The 22,052-nt window shown below is 38.6% G+C and carries 21 protein-coding genes, 1 tRNA gene and 1 pseudogene; 8 read left to right on the plus strand and 15 right to left on the minus strand.

What is annotated here, in order from left to right; all coding sequences use genetic code 11:
- Both B9T25_RS00005 and B9T25_RS14605 read right to left on the minus strand, forming a co-directional pair.
- A partial coding sequence (locus B9T25_RS00005) for a CshA/CshB family fibrillar adhesin-related protein (protein WP_213032981.1) occupies positions 1 to 2,562 on the minus strand: 2,562 nt, incomplete at its 3' end.
- 473 nt (positions 2,563 to 3,035) lie between these two features.
- Positions 3,036 to 3,417: pseudogene (locus B9T25_RS14605) on the minus strand (IS5/IS1182 family transposase); the annotation flags it as partial.
- 333 nt (positions 3,418 to 3,750) lie between these two features.
- Between B9T25_RS14605 and mutS the strand changes: the two are divergent.
- The 4 genes from mutS (at position 3,751) to B9T25_RS00030 (ending at position 8,522) form a co-directional block, all read left to right on the plus strand.
- Positions 3,751 to 6,342 (plus strand): DNA mismatch repair protein MutS, encoded by a 2,592-nt coding sequence (gene mutS / locus B9T25_RS00015; protein ID WP_086187006.1) that lies wholly within the window; start codon positions 3,751 to 3,753, stop codon positions 6,340 to 6,342.
- Between the two features lie 205 nt (positions 6,343 to 6,547).
- A complete protein-coding gene (fdxA, locus tag B9T25_RS00020; protein WP_004651686.1) occupies positions 6,548 to 6,871 on the plus strand; it encodes a ferredoxin FdxA in 324 nt (107 codons plus the stop codon).
- A 144-nt stretch (positions 6,872 to 7,015) separates the two neighbouring features.
- Entirely contained in the window at positions 7,016 to 7,720 is a 705-nt protein-coding gene (locus B9T25_RS00025) for a D-Ala-D-Ala carboxypeptidase family metallohydrolase (RefSeq protein WP_086186480.1), read from the plus strand.
- A 136-nt stretch (positions 7,721 to 7,856) separates the two neighbouring features.
- A complete protein-coding gene (locus B9T25_RS00030) occupies positions 7,857 to 8,522 on the plus strand; it encodes an O-methyltransferase (protein WP_086186481.1) in 666 nt (221 codons plus the stop codon).
- Between the two features lie 143 nt (positions 8,523 to 8,665).
- Here B9T25_RS00030 and B9T25_RS00035 read toward each other — a convergent pair whose 3' ends face one another.
- The 8 genes from B9T25_RS00035 to B9T25_RS00070 form a co-directional block, all read right to left on the minus strand.
- Entirely contained in the window at positions 8,666 to 9,508 is an 843-nt protein-coding gene (locus B9T25_RS00035) for a universal stress protein (protein ID WP_086186482.1), read from the minus strand.
- A 134-nt stretch (positions 9,509 to 9,642) separates the two neighbouring features.
- Complete coding sequence (locus tag B9T25_RS00040; RefSeq protein WP_086186483.1) at positions 9,643 to 10,260, minus strand: acyltransferase; 618 nt, start codon at positions 10,258 to 10,260, stop codon at positions 9,643 to 9,645.
- Positions 10,253 to 10,852 carry an IMPACT family protein gene (locus B9T25_RS00045; RefSeq protein WP_086186484.1) on the minus strand — a complete coding sequence of 200 codons (600 nt, stop codon included), beginning with the start codon at positions 10,850 to 10,852 and terminating at the stop codon, positions 10,253 to 10,255. The genes B9T25_RS00040 and B9T25_RS00045 overlap by 8 nt, the downstream gene beginning before the upstream one ends.
- Positions 10,853 to 10,991: 139 nt before the next feature.
- Positions 10,992 to 11,738, minus strand: a complete 747-nt coding sequence (gene lptB / locus B9T25_RS00050) for an LPS export ABC transporter ATP-binding protein (RefSeq protein ID WP_086186485.1) — start codon at positions 11,736 to 11,738, stop codon at positions 10,992 to 10,994.
- A complete protein-coding gene (gene lptA, locus B9T25_RS00055) occupies positions 11,738 to 12,304 on the minus strand; it encodes a lipopolysaccharide transport periplasmic protein LptA (protein WP_086186486.1) in 567 nt (188 codons plus the stop codon). Before lptA ends, lptB begins: the two co-directional genes overlap by 1 nt.
- Positions 12,288 to 12,836, minus strand: coding sequence for an LPS export ABC transporter periplasmic protein LptC (gene lptC / locus B9T25_RS00060; protein WP_086186487.1), 549 nt, complete (start codon positions 12,834 to 12,836; stop codon positions 12,288 to 12,290). The genes lptA and lptC overlap by 17 nt, the downstream gene beginning before the upstream one ends.
- 40 nt (positions 12,837 to 12,876) lie before the next feature.
- Positions 12,877 to 13,416: a KdsC family phosphatase gene (locus tag B9T25_RS00065; RefSeq protein WP_086186488.1), complete on the minus strand. Its 540-nt coding sequence runs from the start codon at positions 13,414 to 13,416 to the stop codon at positions 12,877 to 12,879.
- 3 nt (positions 13,417 to 13,419) lie between these two features.
- The gene (locus B9T25_RS00070) at positions 13,420 to 14,397 is read right to left on the minus strand and encodes a KpsF/GutQ family sugar-phosphate isomerase (protein WP_086186489.1); all 978 of its coding nucleotides are present in this window, start codon (positions 14,395 to 14,397) and stop codon (positions 13,420 to 13,422) included.
- A gap of 214 nt (positions 14,398 to 14,611) precedes the next feature.
- Here B9T25_RS00070 and cysS point away from each other — a divergent pair, with 214 nt between their 5' ends.
- The 4 genes from cysS to B9T25_RS00090 all read left to right on the plus strand — a co-directional run bounded on the left by cysS (position 14,612) and on the right by B9T25_RS00090 (position 17,597).
- Entirely contained in the window at positions 14,612 to 16,033 is a 1,422-nt protein-coding gene (cysS, locus tag B9T25_RS00075; RefSeq protein ID WP_086186490.1) for a cysteine--tRNA ligase, read from the plus strand.
- Positions 16,034 to 16,097: 64 nt separating this feature from the next.
- Positions 16,098 to 16,173: transfer RNA gene (locus tag B9T25_RS00080), tRNA-Gly, on the plus strand.
- Between the two features lie 366 nt (positions 16,174 to 16,539).
- Entirely contained in the window at positions 16,540 to 16,989 is a 450-nt protein-coding gene (locus tag B9T25_RS00085) for a universal stress protein (RefSeq protein WP_086186491.1), read from the plus strand.
- A 221-nt stretch (positions 16,990 to 17,210) separates the two neighbouring features.
- Positions 17,211 to 17,597, plus strand: coding sequence for a carboxymuconolactone decarboxylase family protein (locus tag B9T25_RS00090; protein ID WP_086183395.1), 387 nt, complete (start codon positions 17,211 to 17,213; stop codon positions 17,595 to 17,597).
- A 62-nt stretch (positions 17,598 to 17,659) separates the two neighbouring features.
- Here B9T25_RS00090 and B9T25_RS00095 read toward each other — a convergent pair whose 3' ends face one another.
- From B9T25_RS00095 to moaCB, 5 genes are read right to left on the minus strand one after another with little or no spacing between them, the layout of a single operon-like run.
- Positions 17,660 to 18,319, minus strand: a complete 660-nt coding sequence (locus tag B9T25_RS00095; RefSeq protein WP_086186492.1) for an ATP-binding cassette domain-containing protein — start codon at positions 18,317 to 18,319, stop codon at positions 17,660 to 17,662.
- Position 18,320: 1 nt separating this feature from the next.
- Entirely contained in the window at positions 18,321 to 19,004 is a 684-nt protein-coding gene (gene modB, locus B9T25_RS00100; protein ID WP_086186493.1) for a molybdate ABC transporter permease subunit, read from the minus strand.
- Between the two features lie 45 nt (positions 19,005 to 19,049).
- Entirely contained in the window at positions 19,050 to 19,811 is a 762-nt protein-coding gene (gene modA / locus B9T25_RS00105; protein ID WP_086187007.1) for a molybdate ABC transporter substrate-binding protein, read from the minus strand.
- Between the two features lie 13 nt (positions 19,812 to 19,824).
- Positions 19,825 to 21,066, minus strand: a complete 1,242-nt coding sequence (locus B9T25_RS00110) for a molybdopterin molybdotransferase MoeA (protein ID WP_086186494.1) — start codon at positions 21,064 to 21,066, stop codon at positions 19,825 to 19,827.
- Positions 21,063 to 21,986 (minus strand): bifunctional molybdenum cofactor biosynthesis protein MoaC/MoaB, encoded by a 924-nt coding sequence (gene moaCB / locus B9T25_RS00115; RefSeq protein WP_086186495.1) that lies wholly within the window; start codon positions 21,984 to 21,986, stop codon positions 21,063 to 21,065. The genes B9T25_RS00110 and moaCB overlap by 4 nt, the downstream gene beginning before the upstream one ends.
- Between the last annotated feature and the right edge of the window lie 66 nt (positions 21,987 to 22,052).

Raw genomic sequence — 22,052 nt, forward strand, 5'->3', positions numbered from 1 at the left:
CACCACGTTCACTGTGAAGTCGAGGTTGTCACCTACTTTCGCAGCCGTCGCAGTCGTGGATTTATTTACATCTACCGCTGGTTTTGTCACGGGTGTCGTGGTTGTACATGTCGTACAGCTTGGCGTATCTCCACCCGATGCCGTGACATTGTTCACCACATTGTTCACTGCATCTGCACCCACCAACGCTTTATACGTCACGCTATAGCTGCCAGGCACTTGGCCTTTTGGTGCAGTAATGCTGATTGATTTGCCTGAGCCAGTAATCGCCCAACCGCTTGGTGCTGTACCGCTCACATACGTTAAGCCTTGACCTAAAGTATCGTTCAAGGTCAGTACATCTGTGGTTTGTGAATTACTCACCACCACGTTCACTGTGAAGTCGAGGTTGTCACCTACTTTCGCAGCCGTCGCAGTCGTGGATTTATTTACATCTACCGCTGGTTTTGTCACGGGTGTCGTGGTTGTACATGTCGTACAGCTTGGCGTATCTCCACCCGATGCCGTGACATTGTTCACCACATTGTTCACTGCATCTGCACCCACCAACGCTTTATACGTCACGCTATAGCTGCCAGGCACTTGGCCTTTTGGTGCAGTAATGCTGATTGATTTGCCTGAGCCAGTAATCGCCCAACCGCTTGGTGCTGTACCGCTCACATACGTTAAGCCTTGACCTAAAGTATCGTTCAAGGTCAGTACATCAGTCGTTTGTGAATTACTCACAACCACATTCACTGTGAAGTCGAGGTTTTCACCGACTTTCGCAGTTGTCGCAGTCGTGGATTTATTGACATCTACCGCTGGTTTTTTAACAGGAACATCTACAGTCGCACAATACCCCGTAGCCACTAGACATGAGGCAGATGGTGTTTCCGGTGTATCTTTATCAGGATCACTACCACCACCTACACTGGCATAGTTCTTAAATACTGTTGTAGGATTAGTTACTGCTTCACGCGGTACATTTACTGGCAATACTATAACTGAGGCGCTTGATGGCTTTAAAACTGTACTATTTATACAAGTAATCAATTGTGTACTATTTACAGTGCATGCCCATCCATTACTGGTATGCGTATCCGTCCATTTTGCAGTTAAGCCCGTAGGTAATTGATCTAAAACAGTAATAGCACCTTCCGTATCCTCATCACCTTTATTGGTTACAGTCAGCGTATATTCTGCATCACTCTGATTAATGATCCAGCCATCTACACCAGCATTATTTGTTTTGGCAATATGAAGCTTAGGTGCACCAATAGTTAATTTACTGTCTTCAACTTCACCATCATCTGCTTTTCCTGTTGGTGACTGAGTTTCAGTAGCATTAGATGCAATACGCAAACGAATAAAAGATGCCCCAGCCTTTACATCACTTGGAATAATCCAATTTAATGTTGTTTGACTACCACTACAGGTAGATGCAGCTCTTTCTCCACTATCAAACGTTCCATTTTTATTAAAATCAATCCAGCCTGCAACCGTGCCACCACCTTTACATGAGAAAGTTGCCTGATAAGGTTTATTTTTATTTACTGTACTTATGTGTTTGTAATTACCTGATGCTTCCCAGAGTTGCCATGCATCTTCATCATTCACTCCATTTGTGTCATCACCTGTTGCATCCGGACTAAAAAGCGCACCAGGTTCAACATCTGGACCTTTAGATCCCAAATAAAGCGTATGCTCAGGAGAAAGAACAGACACATTATCTGATAGTTTAGAAGCAGATGTCAGCGGACTCCCCGTGATCATCATACTGTCTACAACATGCATAGCAACATTATAGGATGCAGGCGCATCACTGAAATCGGCATATGGTACGACCAGACCAATGGCCATTGCGGTTTTTCCGCCACCTTTGAGCTTAAAGCTCATCGTCTGAGTACCAGATAGCGTTGTAAATTTTAGAAATGTGACCGCAGACTGCTTTGCATCAGATTGAGTTGTAGTAATCTTGAGTGTTTTACCACCAGGGGATGTCGTAGTAGCTAGGCTATAACTTGAAGCCAGAGAAGCAGTGTTTACAAATTTATCAATGAGATACCACTCTCCCCGACCTGTACCTTCAAAAGACTCATTCAAAGCCATCGATTCGGCATCAGCAATAACAAAACCTTGCGCGCTAAAAGGATTTCCACCTACTGTCGACACACAAGTAACATCAAAATTAACAGCAGCACCATTATTAGTATTAACAACCCCTGAGATCAGCTGATTTGACCCAGCATTTCCAGCAATATTATACAAATAATCTAGACGATCACCTTGACTATAGGTTCCTGATTTATAGCTTGTTATTGGATTAACAACATTATTAATGGTACATATAACATCTAAATTCTGAGTAGCAGAAACAGCTATAGATGCTGAACTTCTACTTCCATTTTGGATATTTACACCAGGGGTACCATTAGCTTCACCACCCCATGTGAGCCATAATATTTCATTTTTATATTTCCCAGTTCCTCCTGTTGCATATGCAGCAGCTAAGGTTGTTTGGGATAAACCATAAAGTGTAAAAATACACAAATAAACAATAAACCTTGAGATTCTGTTCATAACTTGTTTTTTTAAGATGCAGTTGTTTTAAATGATATGCAAAAAATGTAATTAATGTGTATATATTTTGTTTTTTGTATATATTTCGTATATTAGCTAAATAATATCATTCAACAATATTTACATAATTATAGATAAACCATTTATTATTAATAAATAATTTATTTACCCCACAATAAAAACTCAAAAATATTATTTATCTTATTTAATAAAACTAAACAACAAACATTCCTGTTCAAATAATATGTAAATAGCAATACTAAAAACCACATATAAAAGAAATAATTCCGAGTAACTAATGCATAACACCATTTACGCTTATTCTACCTATTAGAATATTCGACCTTGTTGCACAAAAATTTTAACCTTACCACCTAAATTACTAAAATTTAAGATAAAACTTAATCATAAAGTCTGCCCAACTCCGTAACTTTATTCAGTACAGCAATCCGCGTATAGACCTCATTGACTTAGCTTTGAGACTTTCTCAAAGTTAATTTATTCCAATACTTTAATACAATGTATCTTAGTTTCAACCAAACTTAGTCGATGATAGCCTGACCATTTTGTCCATAAGATTCTACCTAAATGTTTAATTGTGCTGAGTAATTCATTTTGGTCTTGGGAAAGTAGTTTTAAATCCTTTCAAAGCTTTATATTTTATCTTAGAAGAAGAACAGCATAAGCCTGTCGACATATTTTATGTATCATAAGAAGTCCACCCACATAGACAGAATCAATCTGTTCATCCCGTGGAGTTTTATCAAGTAAACCGCCCAAGACACGGATCATCACCAACATTGTTTGTAGTGAGCTGAACTGCAGTATTTCAGCATCTATACCAATATTCAGTTTTATCTTTATCACCCAATTTTATTTTCTCAATCGCTTTTGCACTCAGCGCTTTTTTTTCAAGCGTATAAGTGTTTATCATGATTCTTCTCATTCTGCTTCGATAAGCATTTTGTTAATATAGGTATAGCTTATCTTTATTATGCAATTACACTCGCATAAGACCTACACTAAAGCCTATACCAACACACATAAAAGTATAGGTTTAGATAGAATCAGAATGGATTGAATCGGAACAAACTCAATCTTCCAGATTTTAAAAAATCTTTTAAACTTAAAGGCTTTATTAAATTGAACCCAGAAAATCTAACCCCTGATCTATCTACACTCACACCAATGATGCAGCAGTATTTAACGATAAAAATGCAGCATCCACACTCACTCATGTTTTATCGTATGGGTGACTTTTATGAATTATTTTTTGACGATGCACATAAAGCAGCAAAATTACTGGGTATTACCCTGACCCATCGTGGTAAAGCCAATGGCGAGCCTATTCCTATGGCAGGTGTGCCTTATCATGCTGCTGAAGGATATTTAGCACGTCTGGTAAAGAAAGGAGAAACCGTTGTTATTTGTGAACAACTTGGTGAAGTAACAGGAAAAGGCCCTGTTGAGCGTGGCGTCGTGCGAATTATCACTCCTGGCACACTGACCGACGATGCTTTATTAAATAGTCATCAATCCTCTAATTTAGTTGCGCTTTGTCTTCAACAGAATCAAATTGGTATTGCACTGCTCGATTTAAGTGCAGGTATTTTTAAAGTCCAACAACAAAATTTTCAACAAGAACAACTTGCCATTGAACTGTCTCGCTTAATGCCAAGTGAAATTTTGGTTGATGAAGATATTGTCGATCCAAACATTATTGAACAAATTAAAAAACAATTGGACTGCCCTGTTACAAAACGTCCCAATGTTGATTTCAACTTAAATAATGCGCAAAAAACATTATGTGATCAGTTTTCTGTATCTACACTTTCTGGTTTTGGAATTGATCATTTACCGCTTGCCAAAGCCTCTGCAGCAGCGCTGATTCATTATGCCAAAGAAACGCAAAAAACGGCTTTACCACACATTCGCTCAATTCAGTTAGAACAAAGCAGTGACTTTATTGCACTTGACCCAGTGACACGTCGTAATCTAGAACTGGTCGAACCTTTATTTGAACATGGCACATCACTATTCCAACTTATTAATGACTGTCAAACAGCCATGGGCAGTCGTTTGCTCAGCCGTACCATCATGCAGCCGTTACGAGATACCAAATTACTGGATGCTCGACTAGATGCCACTGCATCTATGCTCAACGGTTATCACGAATCGCCTATTCGCTTAGTGCTTAAAGACATTAGCGATATTGAACGTGTGCTTAGCCGTGTTGCCTTAGGCAGTGCGCGTCCACGTGATTTGGTACAACTACGACAAGCCTGTGCACAAATCCCGTTCTTACGCCATGCCATTCAACCCATTACGCAGGTACATCAATCTGGCTTAATTCAGCAGTTAGATCATGAATTAGGCGATTTTAAGGGACTATACCAACGCTTGATGTCCGCCATTGTTGAACATCCACCAGTATTACTTCGTGATGGCAATGTAATTGCAGAAGGATTTGATAGTGAACTCGATGAACTGCGTAAAATTCGCGATCATGCAGGTCAGTTCCTTATTGACTTAGAAATCCAAGAACGTCAAAACACAGGCGTTTCAACGCTTAAAATTGGTTACAATCGAGTTAGTGGTTACTATATTGAACTGACTCGCGCTCAGGCAGAGCAAGCACCAGACCATTACATTCGTCGCCAAACTTTAAAAAATGCTGAACGCTATATCACCCCAGAATTGAAATCTTTTGAAGATAAAGTGTTATCGAGTGAATCTCGTGCCCTTGCACGTGAAAAAATGTTGTTTGAAATGCTGTTGGATGAATTACGACAAGATATTGGCAATTTACAAATGATGAGTAGCGCAATTGCACAAATTGATATGCTGGCTAACTTTGCCCATCAAGCACGTTTACGCAATTGGTCTCGTCCTGAATTTAGCCCTGAAATTGGGGTGAAAATTATTGCGGGTCGACACCCTGTGGTGGAAGCCATAAGTAAAACTGCATTTACGCCAAACGACACCAGTTTAGATTTCAATCACCGCATGGCGATTGTGACTGGACCGAATATGGGCGGTAAATCTACCTTTATGCGCCAGACAGCACTGATTAGTTTATTGGCTTATTGCGGATGTTATGTTCCTGCCAAATCTGCAATTTTAGGTCCTATTGATCGTGTTTTCACTCGTATTGGTTCTGCCGATGATTTATCCACGGGTAAATCGACCTTTATGGTTGAAATGACTGAAACGTCTCAAATCCTACATCATGCAACCAACCAATCTTTAGTGTTAATGGATGAAGTTGGGCGTGGCACCAGTACCTATGATGGCTTATCTTTGGCATGGGCATGTGTGCTTGACCTCAGCAAACGGATTAAATGTCTGTGTTTATTTGCCACGCATTATTTTGAACTCACTGAACTTGGCAAAGAATCAGGCATTGATAACTACCATGTCACAGCCAAAGAATTAAATGGCAATTTAATTTTATTACATAAAGTTCAACATGGCCCTGCCAGTCAAAGTCATGGCTTACAAGTCGCCAAATTGGCTGGTATTCCTGCCAGTGTGATTAAAGAAGCACAAAATCGTTTAAAGATTTTAGAAAAACAGCAACACCTACAACTCAATAAAGCCGTGCAAAATGATTTATTCAGTGTCGCGGATGAACCCACTATTGAAATCATTGAACGTATAGTAGAAGTTGAGAAAGATCTGCCCGTACTCAACATCTTAAGAACTTTAGATGTCGACAGCCTTTCACCACGTGAAGCATTACAGCAAATTTATGCTTTAAAAGATGCTTTAGAAGCATAATTTAAGACTATTTTGTATATGACAAAGGCTCCCGAATAGGAGTCTTTGTCATTTACTTCTTATATTTAGTCATATATTCAGTTTTTATTAGAATAAACAGCCCTGCATATAACAAATATCAATAAAAGCAATTGTTACTTGCATGCTTTTTTGCCTAAAATACAGCAAGAGTAATTAGAACCATATATTTTAGGTAGCTGTCGCCATGACCTTTGTTGTCACTGAAAATTGTATTAAATGTAAATACCAAGACTGCGTAGAAGTTTGTCCAGTGGATTGTTTCTACGAAGGTCCAAATTTCCTCGTCATTAATCCTGATGAATGTATTGACTGCGCTTTATGCGAACCTGAATGTCCTGCTAACGCTATTTTCTCTGAAGATGAGTTACCAGAAGGTCAAGAAGTCTTTATTGAACTCAATACTGAACTTTCACAAAAATGGCCAAATATTACACAAATTGGCGACCAACCTGCTGACCGTGAAGAATGGAATGGTAAAGCTGACAAGTTACAATACTTGGAAAAATAACAGTTTTTTTAGACTAAAAAAAAGATCAGCAATTGCTGGTCTTTTTTTATACCTAAAACACACATTTGATTGCAATATTTTCAAATTTTACCCTTCAAATTAGATTAAAATAGAAGGAGTGTTTATAAATATTTGATTTCTATAATGAAGAATTTTCTAAAGGGATTACTAGGCTTAAGCTTAGTTCCACTTGTCATGATTGGATGTACCACATCTCATCAAAAAACACCCGGTGGGAAACGGATCTTCATTCCACAAGAACGTATTATTATTGAACGTCCAATTCCACCTAAAACCGTTCCTTATGCTTATAATGCATGGGTTGCTATAGGCAATAATTTACGCCAAGTACGTGAATATGAAACCTTTCTTGAACGTAATGGGGTTGGCAATATCATTCCCAGTTTTGAACTTATGCGTACCGCACGTGATTGGCAAAAATGTGCTCGTTCCCAATATATGGTTCCAAACCAAGAATTATGGAATAACCAAATTTCAACTTTGCGCGTATTTAAATATTTAGTAGCAGCAAAAGTATTAACTGAATTTGAAGTGACATCCGTTTACCGAGATTTACCACTGAATCAATGTGCTGGCGGTGCAAATTCATCACGTCACTTATTTAATTCTGCTATCGATTTTCGCATTGGTCCTGCATATCCTCAAGCTGAAGATTATGCATTTATTGAAAATACCAAATTTAAATTATGTCAATTTTGGGCACAACACGGTCAAAGTTTAAATATGGGACTTGGACTATATGCTTCAGGTCAAATCCATATTGACACCCAAGGTTATCGAACTTGGGGGCCTGACCTTTCACGTTATTCATCCATGTGTAATTACTAAAAAAGTCGACTCAAATAAAAAAGAGATATCCAAGATCTCTTTTTTATTGCTTATGTCCTAATAAATCGTAAACGAAAAATTGCACTCTGAATAGAAAAGTTTAAAATGCTTGCATCGCAACCATGGTGACAAAACTATGCAACAAATGTGGACAGAGATTGATGCCTACATCGATTCACATTTAATTCCAGAAGACCCTATTCTTCTACAAACTTTAAAAAACACTGAAGATAAAGGTTTTCCAGATCACCTTGCCGTTGCCCCGAATCAAGGCATGCTGCTGCAAATGCTCATTCAAATGAACAACTGTAAGCGCGTACTGGAACTCGGTACTTTTGCGGCTTATAGCACAATGTGGCTTGCTCGTGCCTTACCTAAAGATGGTTATATCTTAACGATTGAAGGGCGAGATACTCATGCAGCTTTGGCGCAAGAAAATATTGATCATGCGAAACTCGCACCAACCGTTGAACTTAAAGTTGGACGTGCTGCAGATATCTTAAAAGCATTGCCTGATGACTTTGAACCTTTCGATTTCATCTTTATCGATGCCGACAAGCAAAGTTACCCAGAATATTTAGAGTTAAGCTTAAACTTATCTCATTCAGGAACCATTATTGTGCTAGATAATGTGATCCGTGCAGGCGACATCATCAATTCTGACAATCACAAACCAAGTATTGAAGGTATTCGTGACATGTTTCTCGCTTTACAAAACCATCCTCGAATTTTATCTTCTACTGCCCTACAAACAGTCGGAAGTAAGGGACATGATGGCTTCGCTTTAGCAATAGTGAAATAATTTGACACACAGATCAAAAAACCATCTTCCTGTTTTTTTATTTATTTATTATAGACTTACAAACACTATCCATATAGTTATCCACAAGTTATGCGGATAACTATATGCAATTATTGGTCGCTGCCTTTAAAAGCTTATTTTATCTATTTTACGACCAACAATGGGACAGTTGAATTTCGGAATATACTGGTTGCCACACTTCCTAAAAAGAATTGACGAATTTTACTATGACTAAATGCTCCGAGTACAATCAACTGTATTCCATGTTCATTTTGATATTCAAGTATATTTTCAGACACATCGCCATAACGGTATTCCATCACCACCTCAAGCCCAGCAGCGCTTAAATATTGTGCAGGTTCATTCAATACTTCTGGATGATCCCCAACATACAGTAAATGACATTGTAACAATTTTAATAAATCACTTTGTGCTACGCGCTTCATTAAATTGACACAAGTAGGTGAATATTCATAAGCAAAAATAAAACGTGTGGGTGGTTTAAAATTTTCCCCGACGGTCATAACAGTACAGTTTACACCTCGAATGAAGTTTTCAACATTACTTCCAATAGGCTTATTCCGTTCTGCAGCACGTTCACCGACTCGACCAATAATCGCGATATCGTCTTCTTTAACCACATGAAAACTTTGCTCTAAAAAATCACCTTTTTCTTGAATATGCGAGGCAGTTATATTGTACTTTTGCTGAATCATTTCAGAAATATGATTGAGCAAATTATTGCTATAATCGAGTGCGAGTTCACTTTGTTTTTGTTCAAGTTCTGCCAGTTCTTTCAATAACATTGCATTACTTTCAAAACCAATCACCCCACTAATTTCCCCCAAATGATAACTTGCAGGGTAATAGTCTAAAACCTGTAATAACACCAATTCACGTTGTGTCTGCTTCGCAACCCATGCTGCGGCTTCAGCAACCGCATTCACGCATGGGGAAGAATCAATACATGCGATTACACGTTTCATTTTCGCCTCGCTTTTCGCCAATGAAGGCTTTAAGTCTATTTGTTATTTTTAACTTAGCATAACTATTCATGACTTTGCATGCTTTTATGTAATCAAAATGATGCTAGGTATAAATCTTAATTTTATGAAGATTTTTAATCACGATAGCGAATAAATTTTGCAGGGTTACCTGCCACAATGGCAGATTTTTCAATATTTTTGGTCACCATACTGTTCATTCCAACAACAGCATGTGCATGAATCGTCACGCCATCCTTAACTCCTACATGTGCGCCCAACCAAACATCCTGACCAATCTCGATACCTTGTGAGCGAACAGGTTGTTGATAAATGGGCTGCTCAAGTTCCATACCATGATCAAAAGCATATAAATGGCAATACGCTGCGATACGGACTTGATCATGCAGTTTAATGCCCATGCGCCCTCCATCAAGAATACAGTGATGGTTAATCGCAACTTCGTTACCGATTTCTAAAGGTCCATGCAAGGTACAGTCTGCGGCAATAAAAGTATTGTCCCCAATAATAATTTTACGTCCAGGTTCTGCAAAAATATGTGCCAGTGGTGAAATAAAACAATTCTCACCAATTTCTATCGTTTCCATTTGCATTAAATACGCTTGGTATTCTTTTTGCCATGCTTCAGCCCAACCACGATTTTTAGGTTTTAATGACCAATACAACCATGGCATATAATTCAAACGATGTTTGTGCTGTTCACGATATTTCAACAATAGATCTTGTTCAGTCATGCTGTGGCTCTTCTAGCATTTTTAATTGTTCACGACCACGTGTCACATCTTGAATTTTTAATGACAAGGGCTCAATTTGATGGATTTGTAGCATAGCTATAATGCATACACCTGTTGCGGTATAGTCTTGCTGAAATTCTATGTGTTGTTGATTCAGTTCGTATTGAAAGATTGCCCATTCATTAAACTGGCAGCTAAAGCTGACTTTTTTCTTTTCAATCAGCTCAATTTTTTCAGTCAGCAATAAACACTGTCCAGCAGAGCCGCCATAGGCCCGAACTAAGCCGCCCGTGCCCAGTTTGACGCCACCATACCAACGATTGACCAAAATCAAAATATTGCTTAATTCATTTCCTTCAATCGTTGCGAGAATGGGCCTGCCGGCAGTTCCTGATGGTTCACCATCGTCATTAAAGCGGATATTATTGCCAATTTTCCATGCCCAACATTGATGTGTGGTACTAACATCCTTGCTGATTTCTAAAAAGTCTTTGACGTCTTGTTCATTTGCTACAGGAACAGCAATGGCTTGAAAGCGACTTTTTTTAATCTCTTCTTCAAAACTAACTTGTGAGGCAATTGTAAATGGCATAAATCTTAAGTTAATAACAACAGCACGGCAGTATAGCCTGTTTTTAGCGATTTTTAGCTACAAAAAACCGCCTATGAAAAGACGGGTTTTTAAAAGTTATTTTTGTATATGAATTTACAGCATGCTTATAAGGGTTTGATTAAACAGTAAAATCATCACCCAAATAAACTTGGCGCACAGTTTCATTTTCTAAAATTTCTTGTGGTGTTCCTTCAGCAATCACGGCACCCTCACTGACAATATAAGCGCGTTCACAGATAGCCAAAGTTTCTCGTACATTATGATCGGTAATGAGAACTCCAATACCTCGATCCTTTAAGGTGCGAATGATATCTTTAATATCTCCAACAGAAATAGGATCTACCCCAGCGAAAGGTTCATCAAGCAACATAAACTTAGGATCAGCAGCCAACGCACGAGCAATTTCCGCACGGCGACGCTCACCACCAGAGACACTCATACCCAATGAATCTTTAATATGAGTAATTTTAAAATCAGCTAATAATTCATTTAAGCGTTGCTGACGCTGCTGTTTATTTAAATCTTTACGTATTTCTAAAATAGCCATAATATTTTCAGAAATGGTTAGTTTTCTAAAAATCGAGGCTTCCTGCGGTAAATAACCAATACCTTTACGGGCACGCTCATGCATGGCTAAATCAGACAAATCAAGATCATCTAAATGAATCTCGCCTTTGTCCATACGAACTAGACCAACCACCATATAGAAACTTGTGGTTTTACCTGCACCATTTGGCCCAAGTAACCCAACAATCTGCCCACTTTGCATTTGAAAAGAAACATCTTTAACCACCCATCTTTTACTATAGTTTTTTGCAAGATGTTTAATACAAAGCGTTTGTGGTTGATTGAGCAATTGATCCATTAATCACGTGCTCCTGGGAAAGATTTTGCACCCGATGGTGGAATCACAATTTGAACACGACCTGAAGATGAACCAGAGCTATTTGGCGTACCTGTAGCTTCTACATCGCCTTTATTCATACTATATTTCAACGTATTACCACGAATACTCGCACCATTTTGTTGCAACAATGCACTGCCAGATAAGGTAATAATGCCAGTTTCAGCATTATAAATAATCTTTTGTGCCTGCCCTTTGGCTAAGCCCTTATTCACATCTACTTGTTGTTGAAACTTAGCAGGACGTCCTGTCGCAGTAATCGTACTGATTTCTTTTTTTGCATTTAAATTTGCCACAATGGAATCTGCTTGTAATTTCATTGTGCCTTGTTCAATAATGACATTACCTGTGTAAGTGGTAATACCAGTTTTTTCATTATATGTTGCGCGGTCAGCGACCAATGAAATGGGTTGATTTCGGTCAGCAGGAATTGCCAATGCAGTTGCCGATGATAATACAACCAAACCGACTAAAGCTGCTTGCTTAAACAAGGTTTTAGAAAATGTAAGCTTAAGATTTTGGTTCATATTTTCCTCGAATATTAAAAAATTCGTATTGACCGTTATTAAAATTGGCTTTCAAACCTTGGCTCACAAATTCAGCTTGTGGAGATTGCACAATTACTTGTTTATTGGTTTCAATTTCTCGAGTTTTAGGATATCCCGTTAACTCTGTGGTTTTGAACTGCATTTTGCCTTGTTGCATCAGCTTAACCGCCAACACATCACCTGACAAAACAATGCGTTCATTATCGTCATAACCATTCGCAACTTTGGCATAAAAAGTGGCATCTACAGCACTATCTTTATACATTGAAGCATTCAGATTTATGAATTTTGATGTTTGTTTTTGCATGTCTTGTTCAAGACGATCGACTTGAGCACGCACATACAAATGACCATTATCATCAGTTTGAGTCAGATTAATTTTTTCAGCGGAATAGGTCATACTCCTTGCTGAATCAACCTCAAGTTTATTACCCTTACCGCTGTAATAGTAGTAACCACCACTTATAGCTGCAATTGCTATAGCAGTTACGTATAAAACTTTTGTATCCATAAGTGTGGTCTTAACTCAAATTAAATGAATTACTTAACTATTAATGTGGGACAGAGGTATATTTTTCAAGGAAAATTTCATACGCCCCTTTGGCCATCAAAATCATATCGCAAATTTCACGTACTGCACCACGACCACCCATAGCCTGAGTCACAAGGTCTGCACGACGACGTACTTCCACATGACCATTTGGAACAGTGACTTTCATGCCCGCAATCGCAAATGCTGAAAGGTCTGGCCAATCATCACCCATATATAAACAGTCTTCTGGTGCAATATTCAATTGTGCACATGCTTCGCGTAATGCGGTACCTTTGTCTTCACGACCTTGAAAAACCAAGTCCACACCTAAATCGGACATCCGCTTTTCAACAATATTACTTTTACGTCCAGTGATGATAATGACTTTAACACCTGCTTGTTGCACAAGTTTCATGCCTAAACCATCACGGATATCAAATGATTTAATTTCATCACCTGTATTGGTGAGTGTTACAAAACCATCACTTAAAATACCATCGACATCAAGAACTAAAGCTTCAACATGACGCGCTTGTTCCAATAAAATATAAGATGCCATTTATTAATTTACCCCAGCTTGAATCAAGTCATGCATACTAATTACACCAATGACCTGATTTACCTCATCAACAACAACAAATTGATTGATTTTCTTTTCATTCATGCGCTCTAAAGCTTCAACAGCACGTGCTTCTTGCGAAATCGTTAAAGGATTCTTCATCATCACTTCTGAAACAACCATATTGACATCAAAACCTTGCTGCTTATCAATTAAACGACGTAAATCTCCGTCAGTAAAAATACCCAGTAGAACATTATTTTGATCCACAATTGTGGTTAAACCTAGACGTTTATTTGAAATTTCGTATAAAACTTGGTTCATTGGTGTATCTGGAGATACTTTCGGTAATTCATCACCTGTATGCATCAAGTGTTTAACATGGAGTAACAGGCGTTTACCCAAAGCTCCCGCTGGATGTGACATCGCAAAGTCATCCGCAGTAAAACCGCGAGCATCCAGTAAAGCAACAGCCAATGCATCCCCTAAAACTAAGGTTGCAGTGGTGCTTGAGGTTGGCGCTAAACCCAGTGGACAAGCTTCTTGGATATCACCCAAAGTGAGAGCCACATCTGCATTTTGCGGCATTGGCCCTTTGTCATCACCACTAATGGTAATTAATGGTACTTCAAGATGCTTAATCAAAGGCATCAGCATCATAATTTCATCACTCTTACCTGAGTTTGAAATAGCGATTAATACATCACCGTGTACCAACATGCCTAAGTCTCCATGCCCTGCTTCACCCGGATGCATAAAGAATGATGGCGTACCTGTTGAAGCAAAAGTTGCTGCCATTTTACGACCAATATGCCCCGACTTACCCATTCCCGTAATGACTAAACGCCCTCGACAATGCAAAATAATTTCACAAGCACGGCTAAAACGTTCGTCAATTTGCGTCGCTAATATTTCTAGGGCTTTTTCTTCTATACGCAAAGTTTCTAATGCAACTTTTTGGAAGTCTATTTGGTTCGGCATATGTTTTGGGTTCAAAGTAGGTTTACCTTAACTCTATTTAAAGAGTGACTCTAATCAAGCAAAAATAATTTTCGCAATTTTATCATATCTATGCAAATCGCACGTTTCTAAATGTACAACTTTTCACAAGCCTATAAAAAAAACGCATAAAACTTTATGAAAAATAATGCTTAGGTTAAGATGAGCTATCTTTTATTTAGCATTTTGAAGACCTATGCAACCATTTGTTCTATATAACTCAGAGCAACGTAAAAAAGTTGAATTTGTTCCGCGTGTTGAAGGACATATTGATATGTATGTTTGTGGTATGACCGTGTATGACTATTGTCATATTGGACATGCTCGAGTCATGGTTGCATTTGACTACATTATTCGCTTCTTGCGCAGTCAAGGTTGGAACGTTAAATACGTTCGTAATATTACCGACATTGACGATAAAATTATTAAGCGTGCCAATGAAAATGGTGAAAGCATTACGGCATTAACTGACCGTTTTATTCAAGCAATGAATGATGATGCTGAAAACTTAGGCTGTTTAGCGCCAGATCAAGCGCCACGTGCCACTGACTATATTGATCAAATGCAAAGCATGATTGGTAATTTAGTCAATAAAGGTACGGCTTATCCTTCAAGTAATGGCGATGTTTATTTCCAAGTGGAAAAATTTGCCAAATACGGTCGTTTATCTGGTCGTAAACTTGAAGATATGCAAGCAGGCGCTTCTGAACGTGTCGATGTCGAAGTTGAAAAAAAACATCCCTTTGACTTTGTTCTTTGGAAACATGCCAAAGAAAATGAACCTTCTTGGGCTTCACCGTGGGGCAATGGTCGTCCGGGTTGGCATATTGAATGTTCTGCTATGTCAACCTGCTGCCTAGGCAACCATTTTGATATTCATGGTGGTGGTTCAGACCTGATGTTCCCACATCATGAAAATGAAATTGCGCAATCTGAAGCCTCTACAGATGAACAATATGTCAATTATTGGATGCATGTCGGCTTCATCAATTCCGATGGCGAGAAAATGTCGAAGTCTTTAGGCAATTTCTTTACCATTCGTGATGTGATGGAAAAATTCCATCCTGAAGTGATTCGTTACTTTATTGTGTCTTCACATTATCGTAGCCCTGTGAATTTTTCAGATGCAGCGTTAAAAGAAGCAAAAAATACCCTTTCTCGTTTTTATCATTCATTTAAAGCGTATCAACAAAGCTACGGTGAAAAAACCACTGAAGCTTTAGATGAAACTTTGGTTGAACGCTTTAATGCTGCTATGCGTGATGACTTTAATACATCCGAAGCCATTGCTGTATTGTTTGAAATCAACAAAGAATTGAATCGTGCAGTAAAAGATGAAAATACTGAACAGGCAACTGTTTACTATTCAACATTACGGCACCTCACCAATATTCTTGGTCTGGTTCAATACAATGTAGATGAATTCTTAAAGTCTGATATTGGTCAAGAAGCACTCGAATTAACAGCTGAGCAAATTGAAGATTTAATTCAACAACGTGTTGATGCAAAAAAAGCCAAAGAATTTGCTAAAGCCGATGAAATTCGTCAATCTTTGCTTGATCAAGGCATTGTTTTGGAAGATACCCGTCAAGGTACAATTTGGCGTCGTGCTGATTAATTAATCAATCAACTTTATAGAGAGTTGACAGCATTATAAAACCCTCTATAATGCACACCATAAAGCGGGAATAGCTCAGTTGGTAGAGCATAACCTTGCCAAGGTTGGGGTCGAGAGTTCGAGTCTCTTTTCCCGCTCCAAAATACGAAAAAGCCCTTATCATTGATAAGGGCTTTTTTTATATCAATATTTTTATAATTTTAGATCTACACGGCTCTCTATTGTTCAGCTTAAATTTCTTACATGACCAAACGGTGACTACCTAAAACTTTTAATTTAGGGCTCAGTTTGTAAATCACCTATCTTTAAAATAAATAACCTAGCGACTGAAAATATTCAAAAAATCAAAAATTTTATCCATCATCTCAAAATAAATTAGAAAATATTTATTCATACGATGAGTCTGATTAAAGCAAAAAGATATACTTTTATCCTTTTTTATCACTGCATGTTCACTATGTTAATCTTGAGATAGATAACGAATCTTGAAATAAGAGGAACGTGTCATGAATTACCAACACATTCTATTCGCTGTGGATGACTCCCCGCTTGCCATTGCGACAGCTGAACAAGTTATTATTTTAGCTAAAGCATTAAGTAGCAAAGTAACGATAGCTAGCGTTGTGGTGCTAGACCCTTTAACCAGTGTTAGTTTTTATAAAAATGTACCAGGGATAACGGATTATTATCTGGCAGCCAAAGCTCATGCCAAAAACATTTTGGCTGAGCTAAGTCAAAAATTCATTCATCACGGTATTGAAACAGATACTCAAATCCTCAGCAGCCTCTCCCCAAGTGATGGTATCTCTAAACTTGCTGATGAATTAAATATCGACTTAATCGTGGTCGGTTCACATGGTCGTACGGGTTTAAAAAAAGCGTTTATTGGCAGTGTTGCACAAGACATACTAACTTCCAGTCATGTTCCCGTACTTGTGATGAAACACACACAATAGAATGTTTTATGAGCTACTACTCAGCCCACTTTATGTGGGCTGGTTTTTTATTTTTAATCTAGAGTAACTTCAACCGACACCACTCAAAAAATATTTTATTCTTTTTAACTGTCGTTTCAAAATAATTTCAATCAAATTACGACCATAAACTAATTCACATTGAAGTCATTGAGGCATAAACTTTGATCGCTCCTTTTTATCGACATTACAAGAGTAAAAATATGTCACAACAAGATTTTGAAAATGGTTTAAAAGTTCGTACAGAAGTTATGGGTGAGTCTTTCGTGAAACGCGCACAAGATAATACAGTGCCTTTTACTCAGCCCCTACAAGACTGGATTAATGAGCATGCTTGGGGTTCGACTTGGCAACGTGAAGGTGTTCTGCCCCGTAAATACCGCTCACTCATTACCATTGCTTTTTTAACTGCACAAAAAAGCCCAACAGAACTTAAAGGTCATGTTCGTGGTGCATTAAATAACGGCGCGACAGTCGAAGAAATTCAAGAAGTACTACTTCATAGCTTGCCTTACTGCGGTGCTCCTGCAACTCAAGAAGCCTTTCGTGCTGCACTTGAAGTCATTAATGAATATCAAAAATCTGAATAATATAGTCTGAAATACATAGAAATAGTTTAAGCCTAATGCTTAGGCTATTTCCCTTGCCATAATTAAACCATTTTAAGGTTTTGCTTCCGCTGTAATTGCCCTTGATTGATTTGCAGAATATCTGCTTCTAAATATGCCAATTCTTGCTCATGATGCGTCACATAAATCATCGGCAAATCTAGCTCATCTTTAATTCGCTTTAAAAATGGTAAAATTTGTTGCTTTAGGTTTGTATCTAAACCCGTTAAAGGTTCATCAAGCAATAATAAATTCGGTGAAGATAATAAAGCACGGCCAATCGAAACACGCTGAGCCTCTCCACCTGAAAGTTGCTGCGCCTTTCTTTGAATAAGCGGGTTTAATTCAAGTAACTCAACAATTTCATCAAACTGAAATTTCCGTTCAGACTGCGGAATTAATTTTTCTGCATAACATAAATTTTGCTGCACATTCATATGCGGAAAAAGCAGCGCATTCTGAAAAATTAACGCAATTTTTCGTTGGTGCATAGGCACATGAATTTTTTGCTGACTATTGAATAAAATCTGCTGATTAAACTGAATTTCCCCATATGTTGGGTTTAATAAGCCCACAATGTTTTTTAAAAGGGTACTTTTACCGCAGCCAGATACACCGACAATTCCTAAAAGTTGCTGCTGCATTTCCAGTTCAACATTCAACATAAACTCAGCATATTGATATTGAAAATTACACTTCAACATTTCATACCCCCATTTTCCGCTGATACCGTTGTAGAATAAAATAATTCGCAATTAATGCTGAAAATGCCAAAAATAATGACAAAGTAACCAATCGCATTGCCATCTCTTCTCCATTCGGTTGTTGCAACAATGAATAAATTGCAACCGGAATGGTACGGGTTTCATCTGGAATATTGCCGACAAAAGTAATTGTTGCGCCAAACTCGCCTAAACTGCGGCTAAAACATAAAATACTGCCGATCACTATTCCGGGAATCGCCAAGGGTAAGTTAATACTCAAAAATACTTTCCACGGCGCTGCGCCTAATGAACCGGCAATTTGTTCTAATTGTTGATTCATCAACTGAAATGATAAACGGATGGGTTGTACCATCAACGGAAATGCCACAATCATGGACGCTAAAACAGCGCCTTTCCAGTTAAATGCCAGTTGAATACCCAGCGCATTTAAATATTTACCAATCAATCCCTGATTTCCAAATAGAACTAAAAGCAAATAGCCTAGAACGACGGGAGGCAAAACCATCGGTAGTTGCAATAGGGCTTCAACAATAAATTTTAACCGAAATTCATGGCGTGCGAGTAACCATGCCAATGCAACCGCAAAAGGCAAGCAAAACAATGTGGCAAAGCCTGCAACTTTGGCAGACAAATAAAGTGCACTAAGTTCCTCTGGACTGAACATGCTCACTCCCCATTCATTTACTTAGTCACGTGTTTAGTCATTTACTTAGGGTTTCACACTAAAACCATATTTTTGAAAGATCGTTTTGGCTTGAGCACTGTTTTTCACAAACTGTTCAAATTGAATGGCTTCTTTATTTTTTTCACCTTGTTTAGTCAATGCCAGCGGATAAACAATTGGACTATGTGATTGACTTGGGAAAGTTCCAATAATTTTAACTTTTTGACTAATTAAAGCATCAGTTTTATACACGATTCCGACTTCACATTCTCCTCGTTCGACAAAGGCTAGCGCTGAACGTACATCATCTGTACCGACAATTCGACCTTTTAAAGAGTCTAACCAATTCAATTTCACTAGGCTTTGTTTAGCATATTTCCCCACAGGGACGGATTCCATTTGCCCTGTACATAAATGCCCTTTAAACGATTGAGCAAAGTTAAAATTTGCCTGTGCTTTAAACGGAATATTTAAATTTTTCGGACTAATGGCAACCAGTTGATTAAATAATAAAGGACGAACTGAAGCTGAACTCACAGCGTCCTTTTGCACTAAATAATTCATCCAGTCTTGATCTGCCGAGAAGAACACATCACTACTGGCACCAGCTTGCACTTGTTTCGCCAAAGCTGAGGATGCCCCAAATACAGGAACAATTTTCGTTTGTGGGTGCTGCACTTGATAAATATTGGCAATATCGGTGATGGCATTGGTCAGACTTGCCGCAGCATATACTTTTACCGTTCCCGCTTGTGTTGCAGAAATAGAGACCATCATACACATGGATAAAAACAGGGATTTTTTCATCATCATTTCCTCATTAGCCAACAAATAGACCTTGCACAATTTGACCTTCAAGCATTGTTTGTCCCGCAGGTATTCTCACTAAGCAATTGGCTTGCATTAAATTACTGAGCATATGCGACTGTTGCTTAGATAGGCTTTTCACTTTGAGAATAGACTGGTCAAAACTCGCTGACATCCTTAAAAAGCGTTCTCGAGCATCCATTTTTACATCATGTATGAGTACTGCACTAAACCAGTTGGGTGGCTGCTTTTGTCCTTGCAAGGCAGTCAGCAAAGTCGAAGTATAAATTTGCATCCCCATATAAACAGCCGCGGGATTACCCGGTAAACCGAGTAAACAACAAGCTGAATGATCTTCTCTTTGTAAAGTGGCAAAGAAGATGGGTTTACCCGGTTTTTGTTTGACTTTCCAAAAAATTTGCTCAAAACCTAAATTTAACGTGACGGGTCGAATAAAATCATAATCTCCAACCGATACACCACCTGTGGTTAAAATAAGATCATAACTTTTAGATAATGTTTGAATTAATGCTTTAACCGCATGTTCGGTATCTGCCACATGGAAAATTTCGACCTGTTGAGACTGCTGCTGAAACCATGCTTGAATTAAAGGTGCATTGGCATCAAAAATTTTACCCGATGCAAAATCCTCCACTGAAGCCGCCACCTCATCGCCCGTAATCACCACAGCAACTTTCGGATACTTAAAAACGTTGACCTTTTGAACGCCCGCCATACTCAAAGATGCTATTGCACCTACAGAGAGTTGCTGTCCTGAACTTGCCAGTAAGTCACCCACAGCAATTTCTTCACCGATATTCCGAATATCAGCATGAGCTTTTAAACTTTCTGTAATTTCAATGTTGGATGAATCTATGATTTTGACTATTTCTTGACGCGCAACGGTCGTTGTACCAAAAGGAATTTTGGCACCGGTGAAAATCCGAACCGCCTGTCCCTGTATTAACTGCAATTCGGAGTCATGACCTGCCTGAATTTCTCCCACCAATGCAAATGAGCTATTCGGCTCAATTGTCGATTGTGCACAAATAGCATAACCATCCACTGCACTTTGGGAAAATAAAGGCAGATTAATACTTGAATAAACATCTTCTGCTAAATAGCAATTTAGAGCCTGATTTAACTTGAGGCTTTCAGTCGCTAAAACTTGAGCTTTATCTAAGATTAAATCCAAAGCCTGATCAACTGTAATCAAGCCCTGTTCTGCTCCACATGCTGACACGATGTTATTCATTGATAACCGCCTTGATGCGGAATATTTTTTTGCACATCAAATAAATGTACCAAGGCAGGAAGTATCGCAATCAAGGATTCTTGTGCGCCTTGTCGACTGCCCGGTAAAGTTATCACCAAGCTATGATCGATATAACCCGCGACCCCTCGACTTAAAGCCGCATAAGGCGTCCGTTTTTGTCCGAAACTACGTGAGGCTTCCATCAAGCCCGGAATTTCACGTTTTAATAAAGGCTGAATAGTTTCTACAGTTAAATCTTTAGGCCCTAAGCCTGTCCCCCCCACAGTTAAGATCAGAGGATAATGATTTTTTTGCTGTTCAATCAGCACCAATAATTGTTCAGGACTGTCTGGAATCACTTGGTAAGCAATATTTGAAAAATTAGCTTCTTGTAAAATTTCTAAGACATTTTGCCCTGCTGTATCTGGTTTCTTGCCTGCTGCCACAGTATCGGATAGCACAATAATAGATGCAGACATGCTGTCTTTTAATGCGCGAGTAAAGTGTGACTTTCCACCTTTTTTCTTGTGTAATTTACATTGATCCAAAGATAAATCTTCAGGTTCACAATGTGGTTTCAACATGTCATAAAGCGTTAAACCCGCAAGACTGACCGCAGTCAACGCTTCCATTTCTACGCCCGTCGGCCCAATGGTTTCTACCGTGGCAATAATTTCGACATAATTTTCAAACAGTTCAAAGTCCACATCAGCACGATAAATCGGCAATGGATGACACAGCGGAATCAGCTCATCGGTACGTTTTGCCGCTAAAATTCCCGCAATCCGTGCAGTTTTAAGTGCATCGCCTTTTTCAGTATTGCCGTTACGTAATAATTCAATGCAATGTGGCGGTGCATGCAGAATGCCTGTTGCCACTGCAGTACGATAACTCTCTGCTTTCATCCCAACATTTTTCATTGCATGTACCTATCATTCATTTTTACAGTAAAATTAAGTTTTAAAACTTCAATAAAGATTTAAGAA

Source organism: Acinetobacter sp. ANC 4470 (assembly GCF_002135335.1).
GTDB lineage: Bacteria > Pseudomonadota > Gammaproteobacteria > Pseudomonadales > Moraxellaceae > Acinetobacter.